General features: G+C 72.7%; 11 protein-coding genes. 3 read left to right on the forward strand and 8 right to left on the reverse strand.

Translation table 11 applies throughout. The features are described 5' to 3' along the window. Window positions 1-86: 86 nt before the first annotated feature. From pyrE to ACFYW9_RS11995, 6 genes are all read right to left on the reverse strand, one after another. Window positions 87-659, reverse strand: coding sequence for an orotate phosphoribosyltransferase (gene pyrE, locus ACFYW9_RS11970; RefSeq protein ID WP_389148053.1), 573 nt, complete (start codon window positions 657-659; stop codon window positions 87-89). A 9-nt stretch (window positions 660-668) separates the two neighbouring features. Next, a complete protein-coding gene (locus ACFYW9_RS11975) occupies window positions 669-1,463 on the reverse strand; it encodes an aldose 1-epimerase (RefSeq protein WP_351871465.1) in 795 nt (264 codons plus the stop codon). Window positions 1,464-1,518: 55 nt separating this feature from the next. Beyond that, window positions 1,519-2,676, reverse strand: a complete 1,158-nt coding sequence (locus tag ACFYW9_RS11980) for a carbon monoxide dehydrogenase (protein WP_389148057.1) — start codon at window positions 2,674-2,676, stop codon at window positions 1,519-1,521. Window positions 2,677-2,742: 66 nt separating this feature from the next. Then, complete coding sequence (locus ACFYW9_RS11985) at window positions 2,743-4,410, reverse strand: polyamine aminopropyltransferase (RefSeq protein ID WP_389148060.1); 1,668 nt, start codon at window positions 4,408-4,410, stop codon at window positions 2,743-2,745. Between the two features lie 183 nt (window positions 4,411-4,593). Continuing rightward, the gene (locus tag ACFYW9_RS11990) at window positions 4,594-5,124 is read right to left on the reverse strand and encodes a DUF2617 family protein (RefSeq protein WP_351871456.1); all 531 of its coding nucleotides are present in this window, start codon (window positions 5,122-5,124) and stop codon (window positions 4,594-4,596) included. 904 nt (window positions 5,125-6,028) lie between these two features. Next, entirely contained in the window at window positions 6,029-6,544 is a 516-nt protein-coding gene (locus ACFYW9_RS11995; protein ID WP_389148063.1) for a hypothetical protein, read from the reverse strand. A gap of 247 nt (window positions 6,545-6,791) precedes the next feature. On the opposite strand from ACFYW9_RS11995, the gene ACFYW9_RS12000 reads away from it, so the two are divergent. Both ACFYW9_RS12000 and ACFYW9_RS12005 read left to right on the forward strand, forming a co-directional pair. Beyond that, a complete protein-coding gene (locus tag ACFYW9_RS12000; protein WP_351871450.1) occupies window positions 6,792-8,012 on the forward strand; it encodes a pyridoxal phosphate-dependent aminotransferase in 1,221 nt (406 codons plus the stop codon). A 300-nt stretch (window positions 8,013-8,312) separates the two neighbouring features. Continuing rightward, window positions 8,313-9,512, forward strand: coding sequence for a hypothetical protein (locus ACFYW9_RS12005; RefSeq protein WP_389148067.1), 1,200 nt, complete (start codon window positions 8,313-8,315; stop codon window positions 9,510-9,512). A gap of 244 nt (window positions 9,513-9,756) precedes the next feature. Here the strand turns inward: ACFYW9_RS12005 and ACFYW9_RS12010 are convergent, their stop codons facing one another. After that, the gene (locus tag ACFYW9_RS12010) at window positions 9,757-10,299 is read right to left on the reverse strand and encodes a YbjN domain-containing protein (RefSeq protein ID WP_389148070.1); all 543 of its coding nucleotides are present in this window, start codon (window positions 10,297-10,299) and stop codon (window positions 9,757-9,759) included. A 195-nt stretch (window positions 10,300-10,494) separates the two neighbouring features. Continuing rightward, the gene (gene clpB, locus ACFYW9_RS12015; RefSeq protein WP_389148073.1) at window positions 10,495-13,107 is read right to left on the reverse strand and encodes an ATP-dependent chaperone ClpB; all 2,613 of its coding nucleotides are present in this window, start codon (window positions 13,105-13,107) and stop codon (window positions 10,495-10,497) included. 130 nt (window positions 13,108-13,237) lie between these two features. Between clpB and ACFYW9_RS12020 the strand changes: the two genes are divergently transcribed. After that, window positions 13,238-13,651 (forward strand): pyridoxamine 5'-phosphate oxidase family protein, encoded by a 414-nt coding sequence (locus tag ACFYW9_RS12020; protein ID WP_389148076.1) that lies wholly within the window; start codon window positions 13,238-13,240, stop codon window positions 13,649-13,651. The last annotated feature ends 198 nt before the right edge of the window (window positions 13,652-13,849 follow it).

A 13,849-nucleotide genomic window follows, 5' to 3' on the forward strand; every position in this document is an offset into this window, starting at 1 on the left:
CCCATCTTTCCAGACATCGCCGGATGCTCCAGACCCCCATCCGACATGCGGGACCCTGCCGTCGGCGGGGCCCCGCGGGAGCTTCGTCAGTCGAGCCCCAACTCGCCCTTGGAGAAGGCGAAGAGGTACGGGACACCGGCGCCGGCCTCGATCTTCTCGGCGGCACCGGTCGCGCGGTCGACGATCGTGGCGACGCCGACGACCTCGGCCCCGGCCTCCCGGACGGCCTGGACGGCCTCCAGCGGGGAGCCGCCCGTGGTCGAGGTGTCCTCGACCACGAGGACACGCCGGCCCTTGATCTCGGGGCCCTCGACACGGCGCTGCAGGCCGTGCGCCTTGGCCGCCTTGCGGACGACGAAGGCGTCGAGCCTGCGCCCGTTCGCGGCGGCGGCGTGCAGCATCGCCCCGGCGACCGGGTCGGCGCCCATGGTCAGCCCGCCGACCGCGTCGAAGTCCAGGCCGGCGGTGAGGTCGAGGAGAACCTGCCCGACGAGCGGGGCGGCCTCGCCGTCCAGCGTGATCCGGCGCAGGTCCACGTAGTAGTCGGCTTCAAGACCCGAGGAGAGGGTCACCTTGCCGTGCACCACGGCCTTGTCCTTGATCTGCTGCAGCAGCGCGCCGCGTGTGCCTGGCGGCATTACTGCGTTGACGTCACTCATGACGCCAGCTTAGAGCCGCCGCCAGCTCCAGGTCGTGGTGGCTTCGAGGGGTTCGATGGGTGTGACCAGCCGGGGGTGGGTGTTGAGCCCGTTCGGCGGACCCGTCTGCGGCTCCACGCACACGGCCGCCTCCTGCTCGTCGTAGACGACGGCCCACTGCTCACGGCTCGCGACCTTCAGCTCCAGCCGCCCCGGCCAGGTGAGCGTGACGTCGACGCCCTCCGGCATGCCGAAGCAGTCGTCCCAGGGGCCGGGCTCCGGGTCGACGCGGCGGCCGGTGGGCAGGTGGTCGTCGCCCCGCTCCTCCTGCCAGGCGGGCCGGAAATCGACGCGGACGTCCTCGCCGCCGTCTCCCAGGTTCCTGTTGAACCAGGGGTGCCAGCCGATCTGGGCCGGAAACGACTCCCCGTACGTCTCCACCGCCATGGTGATCGCCAGGGTGTCCTCGGTGAGGGTGAACGCCTGGGTGACACGGGCGGGGTGCGGCCAGGGCTCGACCAGGTCGTACGTGATCACGGCGTCGTCCGCGGTGACGCGGGCCGTCCTCCAGGCACCGTCGCGGGCGGTGCCGTGGATGGCGTGCGGCGGGGAGTTGAGCGGCATCTGCCGGACGGCGGCACCGTCCAGGAACCTGCCGTCGCGGATCCGTCCGCACCACGGGACCATCGGGAAGCACCCGAACTTCGCGCCCTGCCGCAGCAGTTCGACGCCACCGACCCGCAGACTGCCGATCCGGCCGCCGTTGCCCGGCGACACGGTCACCTCCGCGTCACCCGCGGTCAGCGTGATGTCTTCGTTACTCACGGAGCCGACCCTACTGGGGCGGGAGCGCTGTGCGCTTTTCCGGCCTCGGAACGGCTCAACGACGCTTGCGCAGCACCCGGGTCAGGGCGATCGCCGAGGCCAGCGCCAGGGCCGCCGCGGGAGCCGCCCAGCGCAGGGTGGCGCGTGCGGCGGTGGCCTCCGGGGGCGGGACGGGGGCGTAGCGGCCGCGCGGAGGGGCGTGGTCGACCTCCTCCGCGCTCCGCCCGATCATCGTCCGCCGCGCGTGCGCCGCTTCGGCCATGGCGTCCGCACGCCCCGGTTCCCTGGCCTCCGCCTCCGCCACGAAGTCCTCCCCGCCGAACTCGCCGTCCTCGCCCGACGAATCGAACGAGGAGGACGTCACGTCCGCCTCGAACCCGGGAACTGCCTCGCCCTCACCCTCACCCTCGGCGTCGGCGTCGGCGTCGGCGTCGGCGTCGGCGTCGGCGTCGGCGTCGGCGTCGGCGTCGGGACCGGTCTCGGTTTCGGGACCGAGGCCGGCTTCCGGCTCGGCTTCGGCTTCCGGCTCGGCTTCGGCCTCGGGCGCAGGTTCGCGTTCCGATCCGGCCGCGGGCACGTTTCCGGCTGACGGACCGGTTTCGGATTCGGCTCGGTGGCCGGGCTCGGCGGCTCCGTGTGCGGGCTCGGCTCCGGTCCCCGGCTCGGAGCCGGGCCGTGACGCGAGGTCCGCGGTCAGGGCCTCGCCGAAGCGGGTCAGCAGGCGCGCGCCCGTCGACGCCACCGCGTCGTGCGGGAGTTCCGCCAGGCGGCCGTCGCCGGAGGCCGTGCCGCCGAACGCGAGGACGGTCCCGCCCTCGGCGGGGAGAAGCCGCAGCGTCAGCGCCAGTTTCACGGCACCGGCGCCGCGCACCTCCGTGGCGTCGCCCTCGACGGCGTACGAGCCGTCGGCCTGGGCGGTGACGCGGAAGCCGCCGCGATAGGTGATCGTGTGGCCAGCGACGCGGACCTTCAGCCGCCCGGCGACCCGCGCGCCCCCCGCGTCCCGCCCGCGCCCGGCAGCCGCGGACCCGGCGGCGGCGTCCTGCCCGGCCCCGGAGACGGGCGGCGAGCCCCCGTCCGTCTCCGCCGCGCCGTCGGCGACGGCCGACGCGTCCTGCTGGAGACCGGGGACCACGCGGGCGACCCGGACGGGATCGGCCAGCGCCTCTCTCAGCCGCCCGGCCGGAAACGGAACGAACACCTCATGCTCCATGTCAGCCGAGCCTACCCAGCACGAACCGGACCGCACCCGCGTATCACGGGATTCCCGGCCCTCCCCTCAGTCGGTGTACCGCGGATGTACCAGCGTGGAGGGCGGGAGCGGAGGGGGGAGGCGGCTGCGGGAGGCGGCGCGCGCGTCCGCCGTCAGGGCCGCCTGGGTGAGGGTGCTCAGCCGTGGACAGGAGGAGTCCAGCCGCAGGGGCACGGGCGCGCGGGAGGCCAGGAGGAAACCCCAGTCGCCCACGGATCCCGCCGCTCCTCCCGGCCCCGTGACCCGGTCGGCGTGGCGGCCGGGCCGGGCCGCGTAGCCGGAGTCACGGCCGCCGACGCGGTAGGGCCTGGTGAACAGGCCCGCCGCGCGGATCGTCGCGTCGACCGTCCAGAAGGCCCGGTGCCGGCCGGACAGCGGCCCCGCGTGGACCACGAGACGTCCGCCGGGGGCCAGCACGCGGCGCGCGAGGCCGTAGAACTCCTGCGAGTACAGCTTGGTGGCGGCGGTGACGCACGGGTCGGGCAGGTCCGAGATGACGACGTCGTACGTCGACCGGGCGTGGCGCAGCCGGCTGAAGACGTCCGCCGCCACCTCGTGGACCCGGGGGTCGTCGTACGCGTGGTGGTTGAGGGCGGACAGCGCGGTGTCGTGGCGTGCGAGCCGGACCACGTTCGCGTCGGGTTCGACGATGTCGACGCGGCGCACGCCGGGGTGGCGCAGCACCTCGCGGGCGGCGAGGCCGTCACCGCCGCCGAGGATGAGCACGCGCGCGTGGGGTCCGTTCATCGCGGGGTGGACGAGCGCCTCGTGGTAGCGGCGTTCGTCGCGGCCGCTGAAGCGCAGCCGGCCGTCGAGGAAGAAGCGGAGCGGACGGCCGTGGGTGCCTCCGGTGAGGACGGCCTCCTGGACGCCGGTGCGGAGCGCGACGCGGGCGTCCGCCCTGTACAGGGCGTGCCGCGCGGCCCGTTCGAAGTCGCCGACCAGCATCGCGGCGGAGGCGAGGAGGCCGAGCACGACGACGTTGGCGACGATCAGGGTCCAGCGCGCCCGGCGGGTCAGGTCGTTCCGGAACAGCCCGAGGACGAGGGCACCGCCGGCGATCACGTTCACCGCTCCGGTCAGCAGCGCGCCCGTCAGCTGGCCGAGCTGGGGCAGCAGCAGGAACGGGAAGGCGAGGCCGCCGAAGAGGGCGCCCACGTAGTCCGCCGCGAACAGGTCCGCGACCGCGCCGCCGGGGTCCTGGCGGCGGATGCGTTGTATCAGCTCCATGAGCAGCGGGACCTCGGCGCCGATGAGCAGGCCGATGGTGAGCGAGAAGACCACCAGCAGACAGCGGGGCCCGTCCGCCCACAGGCCGCCCCATCCGCCCGTCCAGGCGAACACCGCGTACAACGCCATCGCACTGCATCCGCCGACGAGGGCGAGCGCGGCCTCGATGGCGCCGAACCCGGCCGCGGCGCACGGGCACAGCCGCTTCGCCGCGAGGGAGCCGACACCCATGGCGAACACCATGACGGACAGGACGACGGATGTCTGGGTGACCGAGTCACCGATCAAGTACGAGGCGAGGGCGACCAGTTCGAGCTCGTACACGAGTCCGCAGGCCGCGCAGACGAACACTCCCGCCAGGACGAGGAACCTGCCGATGCCCGGCCGGACGGGCAGCCGCGCCTGGCCCTGGACGCCCCAGGGCGGCGGCGCGCCGGGTGGGGCTGGCGCGTGCGGTTCGATCACGCCGTGAACGCTACGTCACGCCGCCACTACGTCACGTCACCCACACGTGTGGAAACCCTTGCTCTTCCTGGTGTACCGAGTTGACCTGGGTATCTTCCCGGCACACCGCCCCCTGACCGCGGACCGCCGCGGAGCCCGCCCCCGTGCCGGACACCTCCACGTGTCCGTTCGCGCTCCGCGCCGTCAGACGCCGGACGCGCTGAGGGCTCCCGTCCGTACGCCGACTCGCGTACGCGTCGCCACCAACTGGCCGTCCTGCGGGTACGCGTGCCACGTACGCCAGTGGACCTGGCCCTCATGACGCTGGGCGAGCATCGCCGTGAACGCGTGCGGGCTGCCGGGAAAGACGCCGGCCAGACCCTGGGGGTGGTCGGAGACGAGGGCCAGCAACTCCTGGGCGCGGCCCGCGAAGGAGCCGGGCGACATGATCTCGACACGGGCCGCGAACTCGTACTCCCAGTCGCCGAACCTCTTCGCGACGCCGAGCGGCAGGGGCGTGCTGCTGCCCGCGATACAGGCGACGGTCTCCGAACAACTGCCCCGCTTCTCCTCCAGAAGGACCTGGTGGGACGCGCCGAGAAGTCTCAACTGGAGTTTCGCCCCGGCGAGTTCGAGATCGAGGGTGGCGAGGGCCGGCAGCGGTTCGCGGCCCAGAGCCCAGGCGAGATCGGCCGCGCGCGTGTCGGTGTACGAGGTTTTCAGGGTCGTGAGCATGGGTCGGCTCCGCTAGCACGCAAAGGTGAGGTGGGATTCCTGCGCACCCGGTCAGCACCGGGGGGAACGGCCCGGCCGGCCCGGTCGGAAGGACATCCGGCGGACGCGTCCGATACGACCATCCGATGGACTTCCGAGGCCTGTCGGCCCAGGGCTGCTTGGTGATGCACCAGGGCCGCTTTGGTGGTTTAGAGGGAATCATGAACTGTGGTGCCGCCACAGCGTTTTTACCCAACTTCGTGGGGTTTCCATCCCCTCGAGGGCTCCACAGCTCAACTGTTCAACCGCGACGTGCGCCCGGCGCACGAACGCGCCCGTCGGCAGTCACCGGCCGACGGGCGCCTCCGTACTCGGTCGCGGTTCCCGTGGGGAACTCGGCCGCCCCGTGTCAGCCGCCTCCGCCGCATCCGCCTCCGCCGCCGCACGAGGACCCGCCTCCGCAGGACGAGCCTCCGCACGACGAGTTGCCCCCGCAGGAGTGACCCCCGTGGCCACCCGAGGAACCGCCGGACGAACAGGAGGACACGGCACCGCCCGCGCCGCCGGCCCACCAGCTGCCGTCGCTGCCGCTGCCACGCGAGCGCCGTCCCCTCCTGACCCCGGCCGCACCCCTGGAAGGGCGCCCTCGCCTCCTGCTCCCGCCGACGACCCCCACGATCACAACGAGCAGGACGACCGCCAGGATGATGCCGATGAACATGGCGTCACCCTCCTTTCGTTCCCCCGAAACAGCCCCCCGTGGGCCGTGCTTCTCGGTTCCGGTCTTGCGTGACAGGGGGATGCCCCCACGCCGCGCGGCGTAAAGCAGAGTTGAGGAACTCCTGAGCATGCAAATGCGGGGATGACGACCGACCTGCGCGTCGGGAGCGCTCCCGGCCGTCGGGCGTCGGACGGACGGGGACCCTCAGCGTCGACGCCAGGCCGTCGTGCCGCCTCCGGGAGGTGGTGGAACGGGAACCCAGTCGGTGCCGCGGTGCGCCAGCCACCACTGGCCGATGACGTGGAACTTCTCCTCGAAGCCGCGGTCCCGCTGGAGGAATCCGGTGACCGGTGCCCGGAGCCGGGTGCGGCGGCCGCCGGCCTCGTACAGCGCGACGACCCGGCCGCCCATGACCTGCTCGACGCGGACACTCTGCACGGACGCCCACGGGATGGTGCGGCGGCGGAGATCGCGCACCCGGGCGGCCGAGGGGGTCAGCGTGATCCCGAAGGGTGACACCACTGACACCACCAACATGATCCACAGGACAAGGGTCCATACATCGAACACCGGCCTGCCGACACCGGTGACCGCCCGCAGGACGGTGCCGGACCACACGCACACGGTCATGAGGAGCAGGGTCGGCACACACTGCCGGACGCCGAGCCGGAAACGGATCTCCTCCGGGGCCGGGGCCCCGCTCACCTGGGATTCCGTCATGTCCGTCCCGCCTCCCCCGGCCGTACGCGGCCGGTCTGCGCATGATTGCCCGCGCAGCATGGCAGACGGTCACGGCATGGCAGGAGGCACCCCGGTGTCCACCGGCGACGGACGGCCGGAGCCCCGCACGACCGGCCGGACGGACCCGCGCAAGCGCCCATCACGCAGGAGTGGGAAGTCGGCACCGCGCTTGCGCGGGCTCCCCTCGGCGCGGGTGAGTTGAGGAACTCCGGAGCTTGGGCGCAGGATGGCCGGCATGACCTCCAGCGCGCGCCCCTTTCTGAACCGCCGGCTCGCCGAGTTCGGGACGACGATCTTCGCCGAGATGTCCGCCCTGGCGATGAGCACCGGCTCGATCAACCTCGGACAGGGCTTCCCGGACACGGACGGTCCCGAGGAGATCCGGGAGGCGGCCGTCCGCGCGCTGCGGGACGGACGCGGCAACCAGTACCCGCCGGGTCCGGGCGTCCCCGAGCTGCGCACCGCGATCGCCTCGCACCAGAAGCGCCTCTACGGCCTGTCGTACGACCCCGACACCGAGGTCCTGGTGACGGCGGGCGCGACCGAGGCCATCGCCGCCGCGCTGCTCGCGCTCCTGGAGCCCGGCGACGAGGTGATCGCCCTGGAGCCGTACTACGACTCGTACGCGGCCTCGATCGCCATGGCGGGCGGGACGCGCGTGCCCGTGACGCTGCGGCCCGACAAAGCCGATGACGGTGACGGCGAGGGCGCCCACCGGCGTTTCCGGCTCGACCTCGACGAGCTGCGCGACGCGGTCACCGAGCGGACCCGGCTGCTGCTGGTCAACACCCCGCACAACCCGACCGGCACCGTCCTCACGCGCGCCGAGCTGACGGAGATCGCGCGGATCGCCGTCGAGCGGGATCTGCTCGTGGTGACGGACGAGGTCTACGAACACCTCGTCTTCGACGACGCCGAGCACGTACCCCTGGCGACCCTGCCGGGCATGCGCGAGCGGACGGTCACCATCGGCAGCGCGGGCAAGACCTTCTCGTTCACCGGCTGGAAGGTGGGCTGGGTGACCGCGCCGCCGGCCCTGGTCGGCGCCGTACGGTCGGCGAAGCAGTTCCTGACGTACGTGGCGTCGGGGCCGTTCCAGTACGCCGTCGCCGAGGCGCTCGCGCTGCCGGACGCGTACTTCGAGGACTTCCGCGCGGACATGCTGCGCAAGCGCGACGTGCTGGCGGCGGGCCTCGCCGACGCGGGCTTCGCCGTCTACCGGCCGCGGGGGACGTACTTCATCACCACCGACATCCGGCCGCTCGGCGAGAGCGACGGTTTCGCGTTCTGCCGTGCCCTGCCCGAGCGAGCCGGCGTCGTGGCCATCCCGAACGCCGTCTTCTACGACCACCGCGAGGCGGGCGCGCCCTTCGTACGGTTCGCGTTCTGCAAGCGGGACGAGGTACTCCACGAGGCCGCGGGGCGGCTGCGCCGCCTCTCGTCCTGACGGAGGGGCGCCCCAGGCTTCGGTGAAGGGCCCAGGCCAAGGCCACGACGACGGTGACGGTGACGGTGACGACGAGCGGGACGGGGCCGAACGGGAATCCCCGCCCGCCGGCCGACCCCCGACCGACCAACCCGGCGAAGGTCCCGGAACGGCCCCACGGCAGATGTCCCCCGGCCGGCCGGGGGGCATCTAGCATCGCGCGCACCCCGCGCGCGAGCGGCGCGCCGGAGGCCTCGCAACGGAACCCGCACGGACGAGCAACGCTCGCGAATGCCCCGTGGGGAACGCACAGTTCGGGGTGTGACCCACCCGAGTACCCTCGCTCGCCCCGCTCTCCCGGAGCCCGGCGGCCGTGCCGTCCGCCCGTCCCGCGCCGCACGCAGCCTGCCGTCCGCCGCGATCACGGCGCTCGGGCTGTTCGCCGCCGCGCGCCTGGCCGGCCTGCTCGTGCTCGCCGGGACGGCCTGGGCCACCGGCAGGCACCCGGTCGCCCTGCTCGCGCGGTCCTGGGACTCGGCCTGGTATCTGGGGATCGCCGCGCACGGCTACGGCAGGGAGCTCCACTTCCGTCCCACGGTCGTCCACAGCGACCTCGCGTTCTTCCCGCTCTACCCCGCCCTCGTACGGGCCGTCACCGCGCTGACACCGCTGACCGGGGGCTCGGCGGGGCTGCTGGTCTCCTGGGCCGCGGCGGCCGCCGCCGCGTGCGGGGTGTACGCGATCGGAGCCCGGCTGCACGGCCGGGCGGTCGGTACGGCGCTCGTGGTGCTGTGGGGTCTGCTGCCGCACTCGGTGGTGCTGTCGATGGCGTACACCGAACCCGTACTGACCGCGTTCGCCGCCTGGTCGCTGTACGCGGTGCTCGACGGGCGCTGGCTGTGGGCCGGCTCGCTGGCCGCGCTCGCGGGGCTGGCCAGGCCGAACGGCTTCGCGGTGGCCGCGGCGGTCCTCGTGGCGGCGGCGCAGGAGATCTGGCGGAGCCGCGGAAGGGTTTCCCACAGGGTGTGGACGGGCGCCGCGCTCGCGCCGGCCGGCTGGACCGGCTACGTGCTGTGGGTGGGACACCGCGAGGGCGACCGGCTCGGCGGCTACTTCCGGGTGCAGCGGCTGTGGGGCTCGCGCTTCGACCTCGGCGAGGGGTCGCTGCGGTTCGTCAAGCACCTGCTGCTGCACGGGGACCGGTTCGTGTTCCCCATGACGATGGTGATCGTCGCCGCGGCCGTGCTCCTGTACACACTGCTGATCGCGGACCGGGCGCCGCTGCCCCTGCTCGTCCACAGCGGCGTCCTGCTGCTCATCGCGGTGGGCGGCTCGGGCTTCTTCGAGTCGAAGCCGCGCTTCCTGCTCCCGGCGTTCCCGCTGCTGCTGCCGCTGGCCCGCGCCCTGGTGCGAACGGCGAGAGCCCGGCCCTGGCACGCGACCCTGGTGGTCGGCGCCCTGGCCGGGCTCTCGTTCGCCTACGGCGCGTATCTGGTCGTCATCGCGCACACCCCGCTCTAGGGCCTGTCTGACAATTCGCGTCGTCGCCCGAAGGGCGGCCCGGCGGCGTCAGGTACGTGCTCTCGGCGTGCCGGCCCCGGACCTGCGTACTGGACGTACTCGGGTCTGGGGCCGGTGCGGCGAGAGGGCGTGCATGGCGTCGCCGGGCAGACGGGAATTGTCAGACAGGCCCTAGGACCTGTCCCGGAGGGGACCTGTCCCAGGGGCCGGTACGCGCGGGAGGAGCGCCGCGGCGAGGACGGGCCTACTCGTCTTCGGCTTCGCCGTCGTCCTCGGGCTTCTCCGCCTCGTTGATCTCCTGCTCCAGGCCGAGCTGCTCGACGAGCCACTTGTCGAACTCGATGGCGGCGCGCACCCAGCTGACCGTGGAGGACACGAAGTGCTCCAGGCTGACGCCGGTGCCGATCAGCATCTGCGCCTCGCCGATCAGGCGGACGGTGCCGTCGTCGTGGGTGTGGCTGTAGACCTTGGGCCACAGCGTGCGGCGGTTCCAGTCGTCGATCGACTCGAGGAGCGTGGGCTTCTCCTCGAGCTGGTGCGGCCGGTCGTAGAACGTCCGCACCGAGAAGACCTGCTGGTCACCCTCGCCGCGGAACATGAAGTACGTACGGAACTCCTCCCACGGCGCCGCGAGGTCACCCTCGTCGTCGACGACGTACTTCAGCTCCATCTGCTCCAGGAGCTGCTTCACGAGGTCCTGATCCGGGACCACGGGGCCGGCGGGGCCGCCGGGCTGCGGCTCGGGCTGGCCCCCGAAATTCGGAATCGAGGACGGGTCGATGCTCACCGTGTATTTCCCTTCGTACGGATGCTGCCATCCTCTCTCATGCGGGGCGGGGAGTGGCAACCTCTGACGGGCCCTGTCCGCCGGGGGCTGACAAGATCCGGTCATGTACGGGCCTCGGACCGGCAAAGGAACCGGCGAAGGAAGAGGGCCCACGGCACGTGTGCCGCAGGCCCCCCTGCCGGGTTCCGGAGCCGGCTACGGCGTCTTGCCCGTGGCCGGTCCCACGATCAGGCCGTCGCCGAAGGCGTCCACGCGGACCGTGTCGCCGTCCGTGACCTCGCCCGCCAGGATCTCCTTGGCCAGCCGGTCGCCGATGGCGGTCTGGACGAGGCGCCGCAGCGGGCGCGCTCCGTACGCCGGGTCGTTGCCCTCCTCGGCGAGCCAGGCCAGCGCCGCGTCGGTGACCTCCAGGGTGAGCCGGCGCTCGGCGAGCCGCTTGGCCAGGCGGTCGATCTGGAGCCGGGCGATGCGCTCCAGCTCCCGCTGGTCGAGCGCGGAGAAGACGACGAGGTCGTCCAGCCGGTTCAGGAACTCCGGCTTGAAGGAGGCGCGGACGACGTCCAGGACCTGCCCCTTCCTGTCCTCCTCGGAGGACAGCGGATCGGCGAGGCTCTGCCCGCCCAGGAACTGGCTGCCCAGGTTCGAGGTGAGGATCAGGATGGTGTTGCGGAAGTCGACCGTCCGCCCCTGACCGTCCGTCAGCCGGCCGTCGTCCAGCACCTGGAGCAGGATGTCGAAGACCTCGGGGTGCGCCTTCTCCACCTCGTCGAGCAGGATCACGCTGTACGGGCGGCGGCGCACGGCCTCGGTGAGCTGGCCGCCCTCCTCGTAGCCGATGTACCCGGGCGGCGCGCCGACCAGCCGGGCCACGCTGTGCTTCTCGCCGTACTCCGACATGTCGATGCGGATCATCGCCCGCTCGTCGTCGAAGAGGAAGTCGGCGAGGGCCTTGGCGAGCTCGGTCTTGCCGACGCCGGTCGGGCCGAGGAAGAGGAAGGAGCCGGTGGGCCGGTCCGGGTCGGCGATCCCGGCGCGGGTGCGGCGCACGGCGTCGGACACCGCCCCCACCGCCTCGGTCTGGCCGATCAGCCGGCGGCCCAGCTCCTCCTCCATGCGCAGCAGCTTCTGCGTCTCGCCCTCCAGGAGGCGGCCGGCGGGGATACCGGTCCAGGAGCCGACGACGTCGGCGATGTCGTCCGGTCCGACCTCGTCCTTCACCATGGTGTCCTTGGCGACCTCCTCCTCGGCCTGCGAGGCTTCCTCCAAGTCCCTCTCCAGGGTGGGGATCTCCCCGTAGAGCAGCTTGGAGGCGGTGTCGAAGTCGCCGTCCCGCTGCGCGCGTTCGGCCTGGCCGCGCAGCTCGTCGAGCTTCTCCTTCAGCTCACCGACACGGTTGAGGGACTGCTTCTCCTTCTCCCAGCGGGCGTTGAGACCGCGCAGCTCCTCCTCCTTGTCGGCGAGGTCGCGGCGCAGCCGGTCCAGGCGCTCCCTGCTGGCGGCGTCCGTCTCCTTGCCGATCGCGAGCTCCTCCATCTTCAGCCGGTCGACGACCCGCTGGAGCTCGTCGATCTCGACCGGGGAGGAGTCGATCTCCATGCGCAGCCGTGAGGCCGCCTCGTCGACGAGGTCGATGGCCTTGTCGGGAAGGAAGCGGGAGGTGATGTAGCGGTCGGACAGGGTGGCCGCGGCGACCAGCGCGCTGTCGGCGATCTGGACCTTGTGGTGGGCCTCGTAGCGTCCCTTGAGTCCGCGCAGGATGGCGATGGTGTCCTCGACCGTCGGCTCGGCGACCAGCACCTGCTGGAAGCGCCGCTCCAGCGCCGGGTCCTTCTCGATCCGCTCGCGGTACTCGTCGAGGGTGGTCGCGCCGACCATGCGCAGCTCACCGCGGGCGAGCATGGGCTTGAGCATGTTGCCGGCGTCCATCGCGGAGTCGCCGCCCGCGCCGGCGCCCACGACGGTGTGCAGCTCGTCGATGAAGGTGATGACCTGCCCGTCGGAGTCCTTGATCTCCGCGAGCACGGTCTTCAGGCGCTCCTCGAACTCGCCCCGGTACTTCGCGCCGGCCACCATCGCGCCCAGGTCGAGCGAGACGAGCCGCTTGTTCTTCAGGGACTCGGGGACGTCGCCCTTCACGATCCGCTGGGCGAGCCCCTCGACGACGGCGGTCTTGCCGACGCCGGGCTCGCCGATGAGGACGGGGTTGTTCTTCGTGCGGCGGGACAGGACCTGCACCACCCGGCGGATCTCGTGGTCCCGGCCGATGACGGGGTCGAGCCTGCCCTCACGCGCCGCGGCGGTGAAGTCCGTGCCGAACTTTTCGAGCGCCTTGTACTGGCCCTCGGGATCCGCGGTCGTCACCCGGCGCCCTCCCCGTGTCCTCTGGAACGCGTCCAGCAGCTTCTTCGCACCGGCGCCCTGCTGGGAGAGTACGTCGCCGACCGTCCCGCCCTTGGCGGCGATGCCGATGAGCAGGTGCTCGGTGGAGATGAACTCGTCGCCCAGCTCCTTGGCGCGCTCGGCGGCGTCCGCGATGACCGCGAGCGCCTCACGGTTCGGCTGCGGGGGCGCGACGGTGGAGCCGGTCACGCTGGGCAGACCGGTGAGCACGCGCTCGGCGCCGGAGCGGACCGCGGCCTGATCGGCGTCCACGGCCGCCAGCAGATCGATGATGTTCTCGTTGTCCTGCCCCTCGAGCAGAGCGAGCAGCAGGTGGGCGGGGGTGAGGTCCGGGTGCCCCTCCCGCACGGCCCGGTTACTGGCCGCGTTGATCGCGTCCCGGCTCCTGTTGGTCAGCTCGGCGTCCACGTTCGCGTTCTCCTCCTCCTGGCGTCCTGACGGTTCCCTGACTCATCCAGCGTACACAAAGTTGAGTCCATTCCACTCAAGGCTGCAAGCACGGGAAAAGAGACGCCCACCAGGCGTAGATTCAGGCCTCATGGCTTCCTATCCGGTGGACCCGCGGCAGCCCGACGCCGCCTACCTGAGCTTCTGGCGCGAGCGCCATCTGTGCACGCTCACCACCCTCCGGCCCGACGGCAGCCCGCACGTGGTGCCCGTCGGCGTTACATACGACCCCGAGGCCGGTCTCGCTCGGGTCATCACGAACAAGTCGAGCAGGAAGGTGGCCCACGTCCTGGCGGCCGGGCCGGACGGGGCGCGGGTGGCGGTCTGCCAGGTGGACGGCGCGCGCTGGGCGACGCTGGAGGGACGGGCACGGGTCTCCACGGACCCGGAGCGCGTCGCGGAGGCGGTGCGGCGCTACGCGGAGCGCTACGAGCGCGTGCCGTCGCCCAACCCGTCCCGGGTGGCGATCGAGATCGAACTCACGGCGGCGATGGGCCGCGGATGAGACCACCGGCGGGCATCCCGCGGTCGCTGCCGGCCCCGGCGAGGACGGGCCGAAACCCGGAGATTTCCCCGGAAACTGCAGCGGGGGGGGGGGGGGGGGGGGGGGGGGGGGGGGGGGGGGGGGGGGGGGGGGGGGGGGGGGGGGGCGGCGGGGGGGGGGGGGTGGGGCGGGGGGGGGGGGGGGGGGGGGGGGGGGGTT

This window comes from Streptomyces sp. NPDC002698 (genome assembly GCF_042888945.1).
Taxonomy (GTDB): Bacteria; Actinomycetota; Actinomycetes; order Streptomycetales; family Streptomycetaceae; genus Streptomyces.

Coding starts and splice junctions, on each gene's coding strand:
- ACFYW9_RS11995 (WP_389148063.1), bottom strand. CDS start 6,544: ATGACGGAATCCCAGGTGAGCGGGGCCCCGGCCCCGGAGGAGATCCGT.
- ACFYW9_RS12000 (WP_351871450.1), top strand. CDS start 6,792: ATGGCCGGCATGACCTCCAGCGCGCGCCCCTTTCTGAACCGCCGGCTC.
- ACFYW9_RS11990 (WP_351871456.1), bottom strand. CDS start 5,124: ATGCTCACGACCCTGAAAACCTCGTACACCGACACGCGCGCGGCCGAT.
- ACFYW9_RS12020 (WP_389148076.1), top strand. CDS start 13,238: ATGGCTTCCTATCCGGTGGACCCGCGGCAGCCCGACGCCGCCTACCTG.
- pyrE (WP_389148053.1), bottom strand. CDS start 659: ATGAGTGACGTCAACGCAGTAATGCCGCCAGGCACACGCGGCGCGCTG.
- ACFYW9_RS11980 (WP_389148057.1), bottom strand. CDS start 2,676: ATGGAGCATGAGGTGTTCGTTCCGTTTCCGGCCGGGCGGCTGAGAGAG.